The organism is Duganella sp. FT27W (assembly GCF_009295655.1).
Classification (GTDB): domain Bacteria; phylum Pseudomonadota; class Gammaproteobacteria; order Burkholderiales; family Burkholderiaceae_D; genus Rugamonas; species Rugamonas zoogloeoides.
The window spans coordinates 1,183,499-1,200,300 of the sequence record NZ_WHIV01000002.1; the positions used below are offsets into that span (position 1 = coordinate 1,183,499).

Annotated in this window: 17 protein-coding genes and 1 tRNA gene; 6 read left to right on the forward strand and 12 right to left on the reverse strand. The window is 61.0% G+C overall.

Going from position 1 to position 16,802, the window contains the following annotated elements; genetic code table 11:
- Positions 1-6: 6 nt before the first annotated feature.
- Positions 7-1,107, reverse strand: coding sequence for a Gfo/Idh/MocA family protein (locus tag F8197_RS11355; protein WP_152881892.1), 1,101 nt, complete (start codon positions 1,105-1,107; stop codon positions 7-9).
- A 162-nt stretch (positions 1,108-1,269) separates the two neighbouring features.
- Between F8197_RS11355 and F8197_RS11360 the strand changes: the two genes are divergently transcribed.
- From F8197_RS11360 to F8197_RS11375, 4 genes are all read left to right on the forward strand, one after another.
- Positions 1,270-1,905, forward strand: a complete 636-nt coding sequence (locus tag F8197_RS11360) for a M17 family peptidase N-terminal domain-containing protein (protein WP_152881893.1) — start codon at positions 1,270-1,272, stop codon at positions 1,903-1,905.
- Between the two features lie 49 nt (positions 1,906-1,954).
- Positions 1,955-2,431: a DUF3016 domain-containing protein gene (locus F8197_RS11365; RefSeq protein WP_152881894.1), complete on the forward strand. Its 477-nt coding sequence runs from the start codon at positions 1,955-1,957 to the stop codon at positions 2,429-2,431.
- Between the two features lie 78 nt (positions 2,432-2,509).
- On the forward strand, positions 2,510-2,989 hold the full coding sequence (locus F8197_RS11370) for a helix-turn-helix domain-containing protein (protein ID WP_152881895.1): 480 nt from the start codon (positions 2,510-2,512) through the stop codon (positions 2,987-2,989).
- On the forward strand, positions 2,989-3,645 hold the full coding sequence (locus F8197_RS11375; RefSeq protein ID WP_152881896.1) for a nucleotidyl transferase AbiEii/AbiGii toxin family protein: 657 nt from the start codon (positions 2,989-2,991) through the stop codon (positions 3,643-3,645). Before F8197_RS11370 ends, F8197_RS11375 begins: the two co-directional genes overlap by 1 nt.
- 61 nt (positions 3,646-3,706) lie before the next feature.
- Here the strand turns inward: F8197_RS11375 and F8197_RS11380 are convergent.
- The 7 genes from F8197_RS11380 to ybiB form a co-directional block, all read right to left on the reverse strand.
- Positions 3,707-3,785 (reverse strand) — tRNA-Ile (locus tag F8197_RS11380).
- A 104-nt stretch (positions 3,786-3,889) separates the two neighbouring features.
- On the reverse strand, positions 3,890-6,145 hold the full coding sequence (rpoD, locus tag F8197_RS11385) for an RNA polymerase sigma factor RpoD (protein ID WP_373996845.1): 2,256 nt from the start codon (positions 6,143-6,145) through the stop codon (positions 3,890-3,892).
- A 455-nt stretch (positions 6,146-6,600) separates the two neighbouring features.
- The gene (gene dnaG, locus F8197_RS11390) at positions 6,601-8,394 is read right to left on the reverse strand and encodes a DNA primase (protein WP_373996846.1); all 1,794 of its coding nucleotides are present in this window, start codon (positions 8,392-8,394) and stop codon (positions 6,601-6,603) included.
- Positions 8,395-8,480: 86 nt separating this feature from the next.
- The gene (locus tag F8197_RS11395; RefSeq protein WP_056141431.1) at positions 8,481-8,930 is read right to left on the reverse strand and encodes a GatB/YqeY domain-containing protein; all 450 of its coding nucleotides are present in this window, start codon (positions 8,928-8,930) and stop codon (positions 8,481-8,483) included.
- Between the two features lie 156 nt (positions 8,931-9,086).
- Complete coding sequence (rpsU, locus tag F8197_RS11400; protein WP_008451879.1) at positions 9,087-9,299, reverse strand: 30S ribosomal protein S21; 213 nt, start codon at positions 9,297-9,299, stop codon at positions 9,087-9,089.
- Positions 9,300-9,653: 354 nt separating this feature from the next.
- Positions 9,654-10,859 (reverse strand): NAD(P)/FAD-dependent oxidoreductase, encoded by a 1,206-nt coding sequence (locus F8197_RS11405; protein WP_152881897.1) that lies wholly within the window; start codon positions 10,857-10,859, stop codon positions 9,654-9,656.
- 112 nt (positions 10,860-10,971) lie between these two features.
- The gene (ybiB, locus tag F8197_RS11410; protein ID WP_056141436.1) at positions 10,972-11,955 is read right to left on the reverse strand and encodes a DNA-binding protein YbiB; all 984 of its coding nucleotides are present in this window, start codon (positions 11,953-11,955) and stop codon (positions 10,972-10,974) included.
- A gap of 111 nt (positions 11,956-12,066) precedes the next feature.
- Between ybiB and F8197_RS11415 the strand changes: the two genes are divergently transcribed.
- Positions 12,067-13,125 carry a 3-deoxy-7-phosphoheptulonate synthase gene (locus F8197_RS11415; protein ID WP_056141438.1) on the forward strand — a complete coding sequence of 353 codons (1,059 nt, stop codon included), beginning with the start codon at positions 12,067-12,069 and terminating at the stop codon, positions 13,123-13,125.
- 92 nt (positions 13,126-13,217) lie between these two features.
- Here F8197_RS11415 and F8197_RS11420 read toward each other — a convergent pair whose 3' ends face one another.
- On the reverse strand, positions 13,218-13,532 hold the full coding sequence (locus F8197_RS11420) for a hypothetical protein (protein ID WP_051120403.1): 315 nt from the start codon (positions 13,530-13,532) through the stop codon (positions 13,218-13,220).
- 219 nt (positions 13,533-13,751) lie between these two features.
- Between F8197_RS11420 and tsaD the strand changes: the two genes are divergently transcribed.
- Positions 13,752-14,792 (forward strand): tRNA (adenosine(37)-N6)-threonylcarbamoyltransferase complex transferase subunit TsaD, encoded by a 1,041-nt coding sequence (gene tsaD / locus F8197_RS11425; protein ID WP_152881898.1) that lies wholly within the window; start codon positions 13,752-13,754, stop codon positions 14,790-14,792.
- 64 nt (positions 14,793-14,856) lie between these two features.
- Here tsaD and F8197_RS11430 read toward each other — a convergent pair whose 3' ends face one another.
- The 3 genes from F8197_RS11430 to F8197_RS11440 all read right to left on the reverse strand — a co-directional run bounded on the left by F8197_RS11430 (position 14,857) and on the right by F8197_RS11440 (position 16,774).
- Positions 14,857-15,039 carry a hypothetical protein gene (locus F8197_RS11430; protein ID WP_152881899.1) on the reverse strand — a complete coding sequence of 61 codons (183 nt, stop codon included), beginning with the start codon at positions 15,037-15,039 and terminating at the stop codon, positions 14,857-14,859.
- A gap of 166 nt (positions 15,040-15,205) precedes the next feature.
- Positions 15,206-16,444: a metal-dependent hydrolase gene (locus F8197_RS11435; RefSeq protein ID WP_152881900.1), complete on the reverse strand. Its 1,239-nt coding sequence runs from the start codon at positions 16,442-16,444 to the stop codon at positions 15,206-15,208.
- Between the two features lie 39 nt (positions 16,445-16,483).
- Complete coding sequence (locus F8197_RS11440; RefSeq protein WP_056141455.1) at positions 16,484-16,774, reverse strand: DUF427 domain-containing protein; 291 nt, start codon at positions 16,772-16,774, stop codon at positions 16,484-16,486.
- Positions 16,775-16,802: the final 28 nt, after the last annotated feature.

The window sequence follows — 16,802 nt, forward strand, 5'->3', positions numbered from 1 at the left end:
CAACGTTTACTTGAGCGCAATACGCTTGTGTTCGCGCGCCGAGCGATACACCGCTTCGATAATGCGGATATCACGCAAACCCTCCTCGCCTGCCACGATGGGCGTGCGGTCTTGCAGCACGCACTGCGACAGGTGGTCGAGCTGGCCGGCGAACTGGTTGTTCGTCGCGTTCGGCGGCGCCGTGATTTCATTCTTGCGCCCGTCGCCCACCCACAGTTTCTGGCCCTGGTAGCCGGTGGCCGGCTCCATCTCGATGCGGCCCTTGTCGCCCATCAGCAGGAACTGGTTGCGGTTGGCCGAATACATCGACATGCACGAACCGATCACACCCGACGGAAACTCCAGCTGGAACTCGACCATGTCTTCCACATCGCGGAAGCGCGGATCGGACCGGTCGGTGGTTTCCTTGGCATACACCGACACCGGTTCTTCGCCCGTCATATAGCGCGCCGCCTGCAGCGCGTAAATGCCGATATCCATCAGCGAGCCGCCGCCCGACATCGCCTTTTTGGTGCGCCAGTTGTTGCCGCCCGTGGTGTAACCGTGCTCGGAACGGAAATAGCGCAGCTTGCCGATCGCACCCGAGCGCGCCAGCCGCCGCGCTTCGAGGTTGAATGGCTCGAAGTGGCAGCGGTAGCCGATCATCAATTTTTTTCCAGCCTGCTTGCAGGCGGCGATCATCGATTCGCACTCGACCGACGACAGCGCCATCGGCTTTTCGCACAACACGTGCTTGCCAGCCTTGGCGCCCCGGATCGTGTATTCGGCGTGCATCGATACCGGCAAGCAAATATAAACGATGTCGATGTCGGGATTGTCCTTGATGCGATCGTAGTTCTTGTAATCGTAGATATTCGATTCCGGCACGCCATACTCGCCCGCGACCTTTTTGGCCTTGACAGCGTCGCCGCTGACCAGCGCAACCAGCTTGCTGTGCTGGCAATACTTGAATTGCGGGATGATGACGCCGAGCCCGTAGCCGCCGAGACCGACGATCGCGTAGCCGAGCTTGCGGTCGGGATTGGCCCACACGGGGCCGGCCACGGCCGTTGCCGCCAGCACGCCACCAGCGGTCATGACCAGATTACGCCGAGTAAAATCCATCATCGTCTATCTCCATTGTTAGTTTGTCTTTCTGATTCGGTAATTTTAGTACACATGTTAGCGCTACAGAGCATCTCGACTATGGCGCGCGCCATAAATTTCGGCAGGGGTGCGCGCGGGCTTTACACGCTAAGATAAGCAACCGTATTGACCTGGAGCCTGGCCATGAATGACCCGCACACAACACCCGAACGCCTGCCCATCGGCACGCTGGACGGCGTCGAATTCGATGTCGCCGCGTGGGGACCGGCGCAAGCCGATGTCGACTTCAGCGTCGCCTGCATGTTCGAGCACGAGCAGGATGGCGCCCCCGTGGCCGGCGGCCTGCTCGGCCTCGACACCGCGCTGGGCGGCCAGTTGACGGCACTGCGCGCCAGCGGCAACTTCCGTGCCCAGGAGATGGAAACCATCCTGATCAGCCTGCCGCCAGCTACCATCCCCGCCCGCGCGGTACTGGTGATCGGCCTCGGCAAACCCGAAACCCTCGACGGCGACCGCCTGCGCCGCGCCACCCGCGTGGCAATGCGCGAAGCGATCCGCCAGGGCGCCCGCTCGCTGGCCTTCGCCCCCAGCGTGCTCGATGGCGGCCACACCGACAACGCCGGCCTCGACATGCCACGCATGATGATGGACGGCATGCTCAGCGCCCTGCGCGCCGAACACGCGCTGGCCGCCGCCGGCCTGGCGCCGCCACCGTCGGTCCAGCGCTGCACCTTCGACGTCGGCGCGCCGCGTCTGCACAGTTCGGGCGAGGCCTTTATTGCCGCCTTCAACGAGTTCGCCCAAGCACGCGGCGGATAATTCTTCGGGTATATTGGGGACTTCACCACGCCCACCTACGGGAGTCGCCATGCACCACCTGATCCATCCAGCCGTCATTGCCATGCTTACCTTGGCCGCCAGCACCGCCTCAGCGGCCGTCACCGTCACCTATGTCAACACCGAGAAGATGACCGACGTGCCGCGCTTCGAGACCGACCGCAAATCCATGGAAATCAACTTCCGCGAGTTCTTCGAAGAACTGGCCACCAAGCTGCCCGCAGACCAGGATTTAAAGGTGGAAATCCTCGACATCGACTTGGCCGGCGACGTGTTCCCGCGCGTGCCGATCCGCGACGTGCGCGTGACCAAGGGCAGCTACGACTTCCCCCGCATCCACCTGCGCTACAGCATCGAGCAGGATGGCAAAGTGCTGCGCAGCGGCGAGCGTGAGCTGGCCGACCGCAACTACCAATTGAACGTCAATAGTTATCGCAACGAGATGTATAACTACGAGAAGCAGATGCTTAGTGAGTGGTTCAAGAAGGATGTGTTGGCGGGGAATTGATGGAGCGAATGTTCCTTGAAAATTCCCCGGCACGGGTCATAATGTGTTCAGTTTACTGAACATTTTAGGAGTTGCACCATGCAACTACGTGAAGTCGGGATGCACGTCCATGAAAAGCGCAAGGAATTCGGCATCAGTCAGGCCCAACTGGCAAAGCTGGCCGGATTGTCACGCACGACGGTGAATCAACTGGAAACTGGCGTACTGGAAGACCTTGGCTATACCAAGCTCAATCACGTAATGGGACTTCTCGGCATGGGCTTCGACGCCAGCGATAGAGCCAAAAAATCGCCAGCACTGAGCACTGCCGCACGGACTGCCAGTACCAGCTACGCAAAGATCCTCAGCCCAGAAACGTTGAAGCATATTTTGCAGACGGGAGTGGTCCCGGAAGACTTCAAGCCACACATGATGACGCTGCTGGATGAAACGCCGGTGCCATTGGTATTGAGTGCGATCCGTGAAGTTTCGGTGGAAACCAACACGCCAGCCAAAGCGGTCATGAAGCATGTGGCTGCGATCGCGAAGTCGCTACATGCGCACAGGGCCGTTTGGTGATGGCAACCGAAACAACTTGGGAAGGCCTGTTTCAACACGCTTTGCGCCTGGTTGATGAAATTCACACCCACGGCAGCAAACACTTCACCTGGACTTTCGGCGGTGGAACTGTGTTGATGCGCAAATATCGGCACCGGCTCAGCAAGGACATCGATATCTTCGTCCCCGACCCGCAAGCCCTGAACTATGTGAACCCGCGCCTGAGCCAAGTCGCAGAGGATATCGCAGTCCATTATGAGGAGGCCAATAACTTCGTCAAACTGTTTTTGCCAGAAGGAGAGATAGACTTTGTCGCCTCTCCGAACCTGACCGAGAAGCCTTATGTCGAGGAAGAGATATTTGGCCGCTTGGTACGCGTCGAAACTGCGTCAGAAATCATTGCAAAGAAATTCTATCACCGAGGCCATCGACTGCTAGCGCGTGATATGTTTGATTTCGCTATGGTCGCAGCAATGGAACCAGAAGGATTGCGCCAAGCTGGTAAATTTTTAATCCGCCACATCACGTCGATCAAGGCCGTGCTTGGCGGAGATCTGACGAGCCTTCGCATGCAATTTGATGCCATCGACAAGATTGGATACCACGCCACCTTTGAGCAAGTGTGTGAGGTGGTCATGCTTGAATTGGATGCTGCGGCGATAAGCGTCGCCGATTAGGCTATCTGATTGGCAGTTAACGCAAAAGGGTTAGCGAACCTCGCTAACCCTTTGATTTTATTGGTAGGCCTCCCCAGAGTCGAACTGGGCACCAACGGATTATGAGTCCGCTGCTCTAACCAAGCATGAGCTAGAGGCCCGAGGTGATACCTGTGCGCTGGAGGTCTTGCCGGCCCCGCTGACGCGCGTTCGTTTTTTGGACGAACGCGCGAGGATAAGGGTTAGCAGCAGCGCGCGTCAAGTCTTAGTTGGCTTCCAGGAAGCTTTTCAGTTTGTCGGAACGGCTCGGGTGGCGCAGTTTGCGCAGCGCTTTTGCTTCGATCTGGCGGATCCGCTCGCGGGTGACGTCAAATTGCTTGCCGACTTCTTCCAGCGTGTGGTCGGTTGACATCTCGATGCCGAAACGCATGCGCAGCACCTTCGCTTCGCGTGGCGTCAACGAGTCCAGTACGTCCTTCACCACGCCGCGCATCGAGGCGTGCAACGCTGCGTCGGATGGTGCCAGCGTGTTGTTGTCCTCGATAAAGTCGCCCAGGTGCGAGTCGTCGTCGTCGCCGATTGGCGTCTCCATCGATATCGGTTCCTTGGCGATCTTCATGATCTTGCGGATTTTGTCCTCCGGCATTTCCATCTTGATGGCCAGCGTTGCCGGATCGGGCTCGGCGCCGGTTTCCTGCAGAATCTGGCGGGAAATCCGGTTCATCTTGTTGATGGTTTCGATCATGTGCACCGGGATGCGGATGGTGCGCGCCTGGTCGGCGATCGAGCGCGTGATGGCCTGGCGGATCCACCAGGTGGCATACGTGGAGAACTTGTAGCCGCGACGGTATTCGAACTTGTCCACCGCCTTCATCAGGCCGATATTGCCTTCCTGGATCAGGTCGAGGAACTGCAGGCCGCGATTGGTGTATTTCTTGGCGATCGAAATCACCAGGCGCAAGTTAGCTTCCGTCATTTCGCGCTTAGCCTTGCGCGCCTTCATTTCACCGGCCGCCATCTGGCGGTTGATGTTGCGCAGGTCGGGCAGCGGCAGCACCACGCGCGCTTGCAGGTCGATCAGGCGTTGCTGCAATTCCTTGATGGTCGGGATGTTACGGCCCAGGATGGCGCTGTACGCGTGGCCGGCGGCCACTTCGCCATCGACCCAGTCGAGGTTGGTTTCATTGCCCGGGAAGACCTTGATGAAGTGGGCGCGCGGCATGCCGCACTTGTTCACCGCCACATCGAGGATCTGCTTTTCGATGTGGCGCACTTCGTCCACCTGGCCGCGCAGGGTGTCGCACAGCTTCTCGACGACCTTGGCGGTGAAGCGGATGCCCAGCAGTTCGGACGAGATCGCTTCCTGGGCCTTGTCGTAGGCCTTGGAGTTGTAGCCCTCTTTTTCGAAGGCACGGCGCATCTTGTCGAATTGCAGCGAGATGGTGTCGAATTTTTCCAGCGCGGTGTTTTTCAGCGCTTCGAGCTGTTCGACCGAGTAGCCGGCGGCGGCGCCGGCGGAGTTGCCCGCTTCTTCCTCTTCCTCTTCTTCCTCTTCCTCGGCTTCTTCGTCTTCCTCGTCGTCGTCGCTGGCGGCGGCCGGGGCCGGTGCGGCAGCGGCGCCGTCGTCGCTTTCGTCCACTAAACCGTCGACGATTTCGTCGATCTTGATTTCGTCGGCGCGGATGCGATCGGAGGCGGCAATGATTTCGGCGATGGTGACCGGGCAGGCGGAAATGGCCTGGATCATGTCCTTGAGGCCGTCTTCGATGCGCTTGGCGATTTCGATTTCGCCTTCGCGCGTGAGCAACTCGACCGAGCCCATCTCGCGCATATACATGCGCACGGGGTCGGTGGTGCGGCCGAAGTCGGAATCGACCGTGGACAGCGCGGCTTCTGCCGCAGCCTCGGCTTCGTCATCGCTGGTGACGGTGGCGACGTTGTCGGACAGCAGCAAGGTTTCAGCGTCCGGCGCATGCTCGTAAACAGCGATGCCCATGTCGTTGAAGGTGCCGATGATGCCTTCGATCGCTTCGGGATCGATGATGTTTTCGGGCAGGTGATCGTTGATCTCGGCATACGTGAGGAAGCCACGTTCCTTGCCGAACTTGATCAGGGTCTTGAGTTTCTGGCGACGGCGCTCGAGCTCTTCCTCGGTCGCTTCGGTGTCCGAAGAGAACGCGTCCTTGAGCAGCGCTTTTTCCTTGGCCTTGCGGTCCTTGGCCTTGGCCTTGTCCACGGCCTTGAGCTCGGCGCGTTCGACCGCGTTCAGCGCGGCGACTTCGTCGTTTTCAGGCTGGAATTCCTTCGGCTTGCGCCCGCGCCGGCCGGGCACTTTGACCGACGGCAGTACGTAGCCCGAAGTATCGATGGCAGCCAGCGTGGCCGCGTCCGTAGTCTGGCTGACCACGGGCGGGTTGTTGCTGGCGACACGCGTTTCCGCCTTATCCGCTGTTTTAGCGGATTTTGCGGTCACTTTGCTCGGCTTTTCAGCCACATTGGATTCAGGTTTCTTGATTGGCACAGGCGCTTTCGATTACACAACGACTTGCTTATTTAGGATAAAGTTTCTTGCAGTTCCCTTGGAACCCACGTCTTCGAACTTGCCGACTTCGCAAGTCCGACAACACTACGACTACTTATACCTGGTCAGGCTCTGACCGCAAAATTCTACTGCATCAAACTCATGCGTAGTGGCAAGAAACGATGACTGGGTTAGACAACAAACATAAGCGAAGGTTCACCTTCACCTTATTTGTTTGTCCAGTACCCCGCCTGGATTTCCTGCCTGTCGATCAAGAACCTAACTCACTGAAAACAAACACACTCTGAACGGAAAAACGATGCCAAAACATACAACACTTAGCGTTTTATTATAGCACGTCACTTTTCAATATCCAGAGGGAAGCACCCTTGCCGCCCCTCTGTAAACCTGCAAAAACATGACGGCGATCAAGACGCCTCCACACTGCCACAATATTAGCGGTTTGCAAACTCCGCTTGCTTCTCTCTTTCCAGCTGAGCCTGCTGCGTGGTGATCTCGCGAAAGCGTGCAATGCTCTCCGGTGTGAGACCGGCCGCCGACAGTTGCATCAGCTCCTGTTTCAGCGCATCTTCCTTGATCTGGCGCACGGCGCTACGCAGGAACATGCGGTCAGCATCGACATCGGACTCCGCCCCCTGGGCGATTTCGCTGATGATCTCGTCGTATTCGTCGCCGAGCGACTTCAAATGCTGGGCAAACGCGGCAAAGCCACCATTCGGGCCCAGCGCCTGGGCGCCAGCCACCAGTTGCGCCAGCCGCTCGGCAGCGTCGTCGCCGAAGAATTGGAACGCTGCCAGGGCCGCTTCGTCGATATCGAGCGCCAGCGGCGGATGGGCCACCAGCAGGCGCACGATCTGCAATTCCAGTCCCACCGGCGCCGGCCGGCCGCTGCGACTGGGCGCCTTGCGCGACAGCGCCACCGGCTTGGCCAGCTCGAACAGCGATTCGATCTCGTGCGGCGTGGTTTGCGTCAATTGCGCCAGGCCGCGCACGATTTGCAGGCGCAGCGCGGTCGGCGTCATCGACTGCAACAAGGGCTTGGCGTCGAACTGCACGCGCGCCCTGCCCTCGGGGCTTTGCAAATCATGCTCACCGACCACTTCCTTGATCAGGAATTGCGACAGCGGCATCGCTTCGTGGATCTCTTGCTCGAATGCTTCGTTGCCATAGGTGCGCACATAGCTGTCCGGATCGTGCTCGGTGGGCAGGAACAGGAACTTGATGGTCTTGTTGTCTGCCACGTGCGGCAGGCACGCTTCCAGCGCGCGGCGGGCGGCGCGGCGGCCGGCCTTGTCGCCGTCGAAGCTGAAGATCACCGTGTCGGTCTGGCGCATCAGTTTTTGCACGTGGTGCGGGGTGCAGGCGGTGCCCAGGGTTGCTACTGCTTGCGGGAAACCCATCTGCGCCAGCGCCACCACGTCCATATAGCCTTCCGTCACCAGCACATAACCCGCATCGCGGATCGCCTGGCGCGCCTCGAACAGGCCGTACAGCTCGAAGCCCTTAGAAAATAATGGCGTTTCGGGAGAATTCAAGTACTTCGGTTCACCACCATCGAGCACTCGGCCGCCGAAGGCGATCACCTGGCCCTTGGTGTTTTTGATGGGGAACATCACGCGTTCGCGGAAGCGGTCGTAGCGCTTCTTGTTGCCACCGTCTTCATCCACGCGGTCGATCACCAGGCCGGCCTCGGCCAGCGCCACCACGTCGTAGTCGCGGAAGATGGCTTTTAAATTATCCCAGCCTGGCGGCGCGTAGCCGAGGCCGAAGCGCGCGGCGATCTCTCCGGTCAGGCCGCGTCCCTTCAGGTAGGCGATGGCGTCCGGTGCGGTGCGCAGCTGGGCGCGGTAAAAGTCGCAGGCCTGGGTCATGGCGTCGGACAGAGCCAGGCTCTGGGCCTGCATTTGCGCGCGCTGCGCGGGAGGAATCTTGTCGTCCTGCTCGGGGACGACCATGCCGACGTTTTGCGCCAGGTCCTTGACGGCATCGACAAAGCCCATGCCCGAGTATTCCATCAGGAAGCCGATCGAGGTGCCATGGGCGCCGCAGCCGAAGCAGTGATAAAACTGCTTGGTGGGACTGACGGTAAAACTGGGGGATTTTTCGTTATGGAATGGGCACAGGCCCATGAAATTGGCGCCGCCCTTCTTGAGCTGCACATAACGTCCGACAACGTCGACGATATCGACGCGGTTGAGTAAATCGGCAATGAATGATTGAGGGATCACAGGACTGGGGTGCCAGGGTAATTATTCAGACTATACCGCCGTGCTGATCCGGCTTTGACGCCGATCAAGCACGGCAGACCAACACATCAGGCCGGCGCCAGCGCCTTTTTGACCAGGGCGGACACGACCGTCATGTCGGCACGGCCAGCCAGTTTCGGCTTGACGATGGCCATGACCTTGCCCATGTCCTGCGGACCGGCGGCGCCCGAGGCGGCCACGGCGGCGGTCACTTCGGCAGCGATTTCCTCGTCCGACAGGCCGGCGGGCATGTAGGCGGCCAGCACGACCAGTTCGGCTTTTTCGATATCGGCCAGGTCGGCGCGACCGCCGGCTTCGAACTGGGTGATCGAGTCCTTGCGCTGCTTGATCATTTTTTCCACGATGGCAACCGTTTGCTGGTCATCGACTTCGATGCGCTCATCGACTTCCTTGCGCTTGATTTCAGCAAGGATCAGGCGAATCGTGGACAGGCGGCCGGCTTCCTTGGCGCGCATGGCGTTTTTCATGTCTTCGGTGATTTGTTCTCTCAGGCCCATGAGGACTCCTTATGAAGTTGTTTAGTGTAAATGCGCGACGTACAAAGACGAAAACCCGCTGCGGCGAACCGGAGCGGGCATTCTCTAGATGCAGCAAGATCCGACCCGGGGCAATGGCGCAAGATACGCCGCACGACCGGATTGGGTTGAGCAGTCTTAGAAGAGTTTTTTCGGCAGCTGTTGGCTGCGGATGCGTTTGTAGTGACGCTTGACTGCAGCTGCCAGCTTGCGCTTGCGCTCAGCCGTTGGCTTTTCGTAGAACTCGCGTGCGCGCAGTTCGGTCAGCAGACCGGTTTTTTCGATGGTGCGTTTGAAGCGACGCATTGCGACTTCGAACGGCTCGTTTTCTTTAAGGCGAATAGTGGTCATGTAAAAATTCAAACCGTTTGAGGTTATAGGGAGACAGAGACTATAGCAGCTTTTGCAGGAAAATGGAAGTCCATGGACCATCGAAACGGCCCACGCAGACGGCTTTGACTGCAAAAACAACAAGACGACGCCGAGTCAGCTCCCACATAAACTCCGGCAATCTTTCTGCTCCCGAAACTCCCCGGGCGATTGGATTGCACCTGCGCCGTTACAACTAGACGGTCAGTATAACAGGGAACGTCGAAAAACCGTAGCGAGCGGTTCGTTATCGTCGCGAGTAGCGGAGGCGTACGGAGGTACGCTGAGCAACGGAGCGGCGATAGCGGGCCGCGCAGTAGGTTTTTCGAGGTTCCGTCAGACTGCCTGTCCTGCTGCCACACCAGACGCCCAAGCCCACTGGAAGTTGTAGCCGCCGAGCCAGCCGGTGACGTCCACCGCTTCGCCGATGAAATACAGGCCCGGCACCTTGGTTGCCATCATGGTCTGCTGCGACAGGTCGCGCGTATCGATGCCGCCACGCGTCACTTCGGCCTTGCGGTAGCCTTCGGAGCCGTTCGGGCTCAGGGTCCACTGGTTGATCGCCGCGCCCAGTTCGCGCAGTTTCGCGTCCTGCATATCGGCCAGGCGGGCGTCGAGCGCAAAGCCGTGCGCCAGCAGCAGGCCTTCGGCCAGGCGCGTGGGCAACCATTGCGCCAACACATTGCCCAGTTGCTTCTTGATGGTGCCCTTGCCTTCGATCAGCGTCGCCGCCACATCGATCCCCGGCAGCAGGTCGATCACAATCGGCGTACCCGGGATCCAGTAACTCGAGATTTGCAGGATGGCCGGGCCGGACAGGCCGCGATGGGTGAACAGCAAATCTTCGCGGAAGCGCGCGCCGGTCGGGTTACGGCCCTTCAATGACCCGGTTTCCACTTCGACTTCCAGCGCGATGCCGGATAGCTCGGCAAACGGCGCCCACGCCTGCGGGTCGAACGTCAGCGGCACCAGTGCCGGGCGCGGCTCCACCATGCGCAGGCCGAACTGGCTCGCGATGCGGTAGCTGAAATCGGTGGCGCCGATTTTCGGAATCGACAGGCCGCCAGTGGCGATCACCAGCGCGTCCGCCTCGATGGTGCCGGTGTCGGTTTCCAGGATATAGACGCCATCGTTGTGCTCGACGCTGGCGATCTTGCACGGCATGCGCCAGTGGACGTCGCCTGCGGCGCACTCGTCCTTGAGCATCTCGATGATCAGCTCGGCCGATTCGGTGCAGAACAGCTGGCCGCGATGTTTTTCGTGGTAGCCGATCCGGTGTTTTTTCACCAGCGCAACGAAGTCGGCCGGGGTGTAGCGCGACAGCGCGCTTTTGCAGAAGTGCGGATTGTCGGACAGGAAGTTGGCCGGCGTGGTGTTGATGTTGGTGAAGTTGCAGCGGCCGCCGCCCGAGATGCGGATTTTCTCGGCCAGCTTGCCGGCATGGTCGATCAGCACCACGCGCTTGCCGCGCTGGGCCGCCGTGGCCGCGCACATCATGCCGGCGGCGCCCGCGCCGATTACTGCTACATCAAACTTTGCCATGCCAGTTCCAATCCAATAAGTTGCCACAGGGTGACGAAGTCGCTCGCCTCAGGGCAGCAATTACGACCGGGGCCGGGATTGTACAGCAGTGCCCCGCCCTGCCCGCCTTTTGCTACTCGATCGGCTCGCTCACGCGCTGGCGCGACTGCAAGGTGCGCGAGACCAGCAGGCATTGCGCCACCTGCTCGGCAATCGAGGCCGGCACCGGCACGTCGCCTTTCAACACCGCCGTGATCCAGGCGGCCGTGGTGGCAGCGTCTTTTTCTTCCGGCAGCAGCGGCAGTTCGATCACTTGCGTCTGCTTGGGCACCAAGGTGCTGCGCAGGCCGCCGTGGAACCAGTCGATCTGCTGCGCCTTGTTGGCGTTGGCCACTGTTTCGCCCTCGGTGCCGCGCATCAGGAACGCGTCGCCGCGCTCGTGCAGCGCCGAAGTGGTGAAATATTCACCGAGCATTTCCAGGTATTCGGGATGGGTGTACGACACCAGCCGCAACGCCGGCCCCACGAACGGCTGCATGATTTTCACCAGCGTGTGGGTGGAATTGCGCACGCCCAGCCGGCGGCGCAGCGACAGCTGGTATGCCAGCTTGGGCGCCAGCGCATCGATGGTAATGAACGCCACGTGGCCCTGGGCCATCGCTTCTTCCGCCTCGGCGCGGTGGCGCGCTGGCGTGATATCGAGCGCGGCAAAGACTTCGGCCGACGTCACGCGGCCGGGGTCGGTGGCCACGCCGTGCACCAGCACCGGCACGCCTTCGCGCGCCAGCAGCATGGCCAGCAACGGCGTCAAATTGGCCATCTTGCGCGCGCCGTTGTAGCTGGGAATGCATACCGGCGCATACTGGCCCGGCGGCGCCGTCAGCGGCTCGAACGAGCCTTCGGCGGCGTCGAGAAAGCCGGCGATTTCCTCGATCGATTCGCCCTTGATGCGCATCGACAGCAGGATGCCGCCGAGCTCGAGGTCGGAGACGCGGCCATCGAGCATGGCCTGATAAAGATCGTGGGCGTCGTCGCGCGACATGCTGCGCGCGCCGTTTTTGCCGCGGCCGATCTCCTTGATGAGTCGGGCGGCCAGGAATGGTTCGGATGTCGTCATAAGCTTCTACTGGAAGAATTTGGCTGTGGCGAAAAAACCCTGCTGACGAGGTCAGTATTGTTTACTTCGGCTACACTATACCTCCCCCGAATAAAATTCACGCAAAAAGCCATGATTTCCCCAGATATCGAAAATATCAACGTTACCTCGTTTGCGCCGATGCCGTCGCCGGAAGTCTTGCACAGCAAGCTGCCGCTCACCGACAGCGCGTCCGAGACCGTGATGAAGGGCCGCGAAGCCCTGCGTAACATTATCGACCGCGAAGACAAACGCCTGTTCGTGGTAGTCGGCCCCTGCTCGATCCACGACCCGGTCGCCGGCCTCGACTACGCGCGCCGCCTGAAAGCGCTGCAAGCGGAAGTGGCCGACACCATGCTGCTGGTCATGCGCGTGTATTTCGAAAAGCCGCGCACCACCACCGGCTGGAAGGGTTATATCAATGACCCCGACATGGACGATTCGTTCCGCGTCAACGAGGGCATGGAAAAAGCCCGCCAATTCCTGCTCGACGTCTGCGAACTGGGCCTGCCCACCGCCACCGAAGCGCTGGACCCGATCTCGCCGCAATACCTGGGCGACCTGATCGCCTGGACCGCCATCGGCGCGCGCACCACCGAATCGCAGACCCACCGCGAAATGTCGTCGGGCCTGTCCACGCCGGTCGGCTTCAAGAACGGTACCGATGGCGACATCAGCATTGCAATCAACGCCATCCTGTCGTCGGCGCACCCGCACTCGTTCCTCGGCATCAACGCGCAAGGCAATGTGGCGATCGTGCGCACGCGCGGCAACGCCTACGGCCACGTGGTGCTGCGTGGCGGCGACGGCCGTCCGAACTACGACTCGGTGTCGATCGCGATTGCCGAGCAGTCGCTGGCCAAGGCCAAGCTGCCGGCCAACCTGGTGGTCGATTGCTCGCACGCCAACAGCTATAAAAAGCCGGAACTGCAACCGCTGGTGATGGCCGATGTCATCCACCAGATCGTGCAAGGCAACAAGTCGCTGGTCGGCGTGATGATCGAATCGAATATCGTGGGCGGCAACCAGAAGATTCCGGCCGATCTGAGCCAGCTGGTGTACGGCTGCTCGGTGACCGATGGCTGCATCGACTGGGCAACCACGGAAACCATGTTGCGCGATGCGCACAAGCAGTTGTTGCAGCGTCCGTAAGCATTGAATTGCCGGCTTGCGCGGCCGGGCGCCGCTGCGCAACGACGGCTCATCGGCCTGCGGCGCGCCATGCGTCGCAGGCCGTTGGTTTTTCAGCCGAACGCCATCACGCGCGTGGCGACGCCAAAGGAGCCGGCCAGCGCCGCTTCCGCCTTGCTGGCTGGCGCGCTCAGTTCGGCCAGGTCGAGATAGACCTTGAAATCCTCGATCTTGACGGAATAGCGGCGGGCGTTGCTCTGGCGCGGCTCCACGTTGGCCGTTTCCAGCACCGCGAACACGCTTTCCTCATCGGTGCGGAACAACGCCACGCCCGGCAGCTCCTGCCACGCCAGGCCGCGCGGCACGATGCGTGCGCCGTCCAGCGGCACGTCCTTGAGTTTGCACACCTGTTTCCATTGTCCCGACATCTTCGCCTCCCGCAGTCAATCCGTGCTTTTACTAAGCAAAACCGGTGCCACAGGAAAATACTGCAAAACGCCGCGCAATCCTGACCAAATGGCAAAATTTCTCCCTGCGCCGGTGCGGTCGCGGGCCCGGGTGGTGCAGCCGGCGGTGCAACGGACCAAGGTCGGGCAACGCACTTTCCTTTACAATGGCGGACTTCCCCTTACCTTTGCAGCCCTTCCATGATTGTTCTCGGTGTTGAATCCTCCTGTGACGAAACCGGCCTGGCGCTCTACGATACCGAGCACGGCCTGCTGTCGCATGCCCTGTATTCGCAGGTGGCCATGCACGAGGAATACGGCGGCGTGGTGCCCGAACTGGCATCGCGCGACCATATCCGCCGCGCCATTCCGCTGCTGACGCAAACCCTGGAAGGCGCCGGCAAATCGCTGGCCGATATCGACGCCATCGCCTACACCCAGGGTCCTGGCCTGGCCGGTGCGCTGCTGGTGGGCTCGTCGGTGGCGTGCAGCCTGGGCCTGGCGCTGGATCGCCCGGTGCTGGGCGTGCACCACCTGGAAGGCCACCTGCTCTCGCCCTTGCTGGCGTCGCAGCCGCCGGAGTTTCCGTTCATTGCGCTGCTGGTATCGGGTGGCCATACGCAGCTGATGCGCGTCGATGGCGTGGGCCAGTACACGCTGCTGGGCGAAACCCTCGACGATGCCGCCGGCGAAGCGTTCGACAAGTCGGCCAAGCTGCTGGGCCTCGGCTATCCGGGCGGCCCGGCCATTTCGCGGCTGGCGGAATTCGGCGACCCGGCCGCCTACAAGCTGCCACGTCCGATGCTGCACACCAAGGATTTCAATTTCAGCTTTTCCGGCCTGAAAACGGCGGTGCTGACGGTGGTGAAAAACCACGAAGAGAAGGTAGTCGCCAATATCTGCGAGCAGGACAAGGCGAATATCGCGCGCGGCTTTGTCGATGCAATCGTGGAAGTACTGACCGCCAAGTGCATCTCGGCACTCAAGCACACGGGCTTGAAACGGCTGGTGATTGCCGGCGGCGTGGGCGCCAACGCGCAGTTGCGCGCGTCGCTGAACGCGGCGGCCGCCAAGAAGAAGTTCAAGGTGTATTACCCGGAACTGGAGTTTTGCACCGACAACGGCGCCATGATCGCTTTTGCAGGCGCCATGCGGTTGATGATCAACCCTGACGCCGCCCAGCGCGACTACAGCTTCAACGTGCGTCCGCGCTGGCCGCTGGACGACATCAAAACTGTTTAAAAGCGTTCGACTGGGCCTTCAGAGCGAGAAGCTGCAACGAAGCAATGAAGGCTTGCTCGGACGCTCAAGCGGAGGCGAACGCCATCGAAGCGAGTACCGCCAGGCCGACCAGGGGGATCAGGTAACGGACCTTGCCCTTGCCGAGTTGCACGCCACGGGCGGCAATGCGCTCACTGCGCAGGCGATGGTCATCGGCTGCGGACTCGTGCACGGCGTGCGATTTTGGTTTGTCTTCGATTACATTCATAACGTCCTCCCTGTTAAGTTCGATAATCTTCCTTTCTGAAGGGCACTGCAATTGTTGTGCCAAGAAGAATCAGGGGTTACTGCCCCCACCGCACCATTCTATGCAGAATTGTGGTTCAGATACCACACGTTATGACACATTAAGGTCCAAAGTGGTGCGCTCCGACCTATTTGGCAGCACCGTGCAGCAGGTCGGCGCGTGGATAACCCCAGCCCGGCACACCGGTGGGACACGGTTCTGGCGACGCGAGCGGCATGGTGGTGAAGTTGCCGCGCGGCGTCATGGCAAAGCGGTAGTCGGACAAGGCGCCACCTTCGCTGTCAAACGCCGGTGCGCGGCCAAAGCGCAGCCAGGCATTGACGCGGCAGTTATCGACGCTGAGCGTGCGCAACCGTCCCAGGTCGACCTGCTCCATGCCGAACTGGGCAACGCCGGGCGCCAGCGCCATCGAGGGGCCATGCTCGACCAGACCGGCCGAGCACGACAATGGCGCCACCCACTGCGGCGCCAGGCTGGCGATGCCGCGCCGCAGGCGATACGTGCCCGCCGCTTCGTTGCTCTCCACGCTCACGTAAGCCCAGCACAGCGGCTGCGATGGAAACGCCGTCATCACCACGTCCAGCACCTTCGACGCCGGATCGACCTGCTGCAAGGCCGCAGTGATCTGCGCCCTGCCCAGGTGCGAAGCCACGCCCTGCACCGCGATAAAGCCGATGCCGATCGCCAGGCCCAGCGCCACGCCGGCGCGGCTGTCGCGGCCCGAGCGCGTCTGCACGGCACCGCACAGCACCGCCACCTTGAGCAGGATCGCCAGCGCGATCCAGCCCAGGTAGCCCTTGACGGCAAACGCCACCAGCGCCGCCAGCAGGCCGGCCAGCCCCAGCCAGCGGGCCGCACGCCAGCGCATGATCAGCGCCATCGGCACCCCGATCGCCACCCAGAACAACGGCTCGATGATAAACACCATGTCGCCATACACCCAGCGGCCATCGAACGGATACCACGGGTGCACGCCATACGAATTGGTGAAATCCATCGCCAGGTGCAGCGCGAAACCGAGCGCGATGCTGGCCGCCAGGCCCCAGCGCGCGGTGGTACTGGCCTTGAGCAACGTTCGCGCCGACGGCCACAACAGCCAGATCAGCGCCGCCAGCAACAGCGCCTGCGGAATCGCCAGCAACGCCGTGTGGGTATGCCCGCGGTGATGCAGCAGGTAGCCCAGCGGTGGCGGCAGCAGGTTGTTGAGCACCAGGTCGAGGTCGGGGAAATTGCTGGCCAGGGCGCACGCCACCAGCAGCAGGCGGTGGCGCACCTGCTGAGCGCGGTCCTCGACCTCACGTGGCAGGCTGCGGTGTATCAATTCACCGGCGCCGAAGCCGATGATGCTGTGGGTAAGGTTATCCATGAATCCTTGGTAAGACTGCGCGAACGGATGATGCGGGGCTTATTGTTGGACTTCCACGCCGCGCCAGAAGGCGATGCGGTCCTGGATCTCTTTTGCCGCCTCGAACGGCGCCGGGTAGTACCAGGCGGCGTTCTCGCTGGTTTCACCGTCGGCAGACACGGTGTAGTAGTTGGCCAGGCCCTTCCACGGGCAGCGCGAGGTGTGGTTGCTCGGTTGCAGGTAGTCGGGATTGACCGCGTGGCGCGGGAAATAGACGTTGTTTTCGACGATCACGACTTCGTCGTCGGCCGCTTGCGCGATGACGACGCCGTTCAGGGTTGCGGTGGGCATGGCGATTCCTTTAGATTCAGAGACGCTC

Bases quoted from the DNA above. Each gene is read 5' to 3' on its own strand.
- F8197_RS11355 (WP_152881892.1), bottom strand. From the start codon at position 1,107: ATGATGGATTTTACTCGGCGTAATCTGGTCATGACCGCTGGTGGCGTG.
- F8197_RS11360 (WP_152881893.1), top strand. From the start codon at position 1,270: ATGAATGACCCGCACACAACACCCGAACGCCTGCCCATCGGCACGCTG.
- F8197_RS11365 (WP_152881894.1), top strand. From the start codon at position 1,955: ATGCACCACCTGATCCATCCAGCCGTCATTGCCATGCTTACCTTGGCC.
- F8197_RS11370 (WP_152881895.1), top strand. From the start codon at position 2,510: ATGCAACTACGTGAAGTCGGGATGCACGTCCATGAAAAGCGCAAGGAA.
- F8197_RS11375 (WP_152881896.1), top strand. From the start codon at position 2,989: ATGGCAACCGAAACAACTTGGGAAGGCCTGTTTCAACACGCTTTGCGC.
- F8197_RS11395 (WP_056141431.1), bottom strand. From the start codon at position 8,930: ATGGGCCTGAGAGAACAAATCACCGAAGACATGAAAAACGCCATGCGC.
- rpsU (WP_008451879.1), bottom strand. From the start codon at position 9,299: ATGACCACTATTCGCCTTAAAGAAAACGAGCCGTTCGAAGTCGCAATG.
- F8197_RS11405 (WP_152881897.1), bottom strand. From the start codon at position 10,859: ATGGCAAAGTTTGATGTAGCAGTAATCGGCGCGGGCGCCGCCGGCATG.
- ybiB (WP_056141436.1), bottom strand. From the start codon at position 11,955: ATGACGACATCCGAACCATTCCTGGCCGCCCGACTCATCAAGGAGATC.
- F8197_RS11415 (WP_056141438.1), top strand. From the start codon at position 12,067: ATGATTTCCCCAGATATCGAAAATATCAACGTTACCTCGTTTGCGCCG.
- F8197_RS11420 (WP_051120403.1), bottom strand. From the start codon at position 13,532: ATGTCGGGACAATGGAAACAGGTGTGCAAACTCAAGGACGTGCCGCTG.
- tsaD (WP_152881898.1), top strand. From the start codon at position 13,752: ATGATTGTTCTCGGTGTTGAATCCTCCTGTGACGAAACCGGCCTGGCG.
- F8197_RS11430 (WP_152881899.1), bottom strand. From the start codon at position 15,039: ATGAATGTAATCGAAGACAAACCAAAATCGCACGCCGTGCACGAGTCC.
- F8197_RS11435 (WP_152881900.1), bottom strand. From the start codon at position 16,444: ATGGATAACCTTACCCACAGCATCATCGGCTTCGGCGCCGGTGAATTG.
- F8197_RS11440 (WP_056141455.1), bottom strand. From the start codon at position 16,774: ATGCCCACCGCAACCCTGAACGGCGTCGTCATCGCGCAAGCGGCCGAC.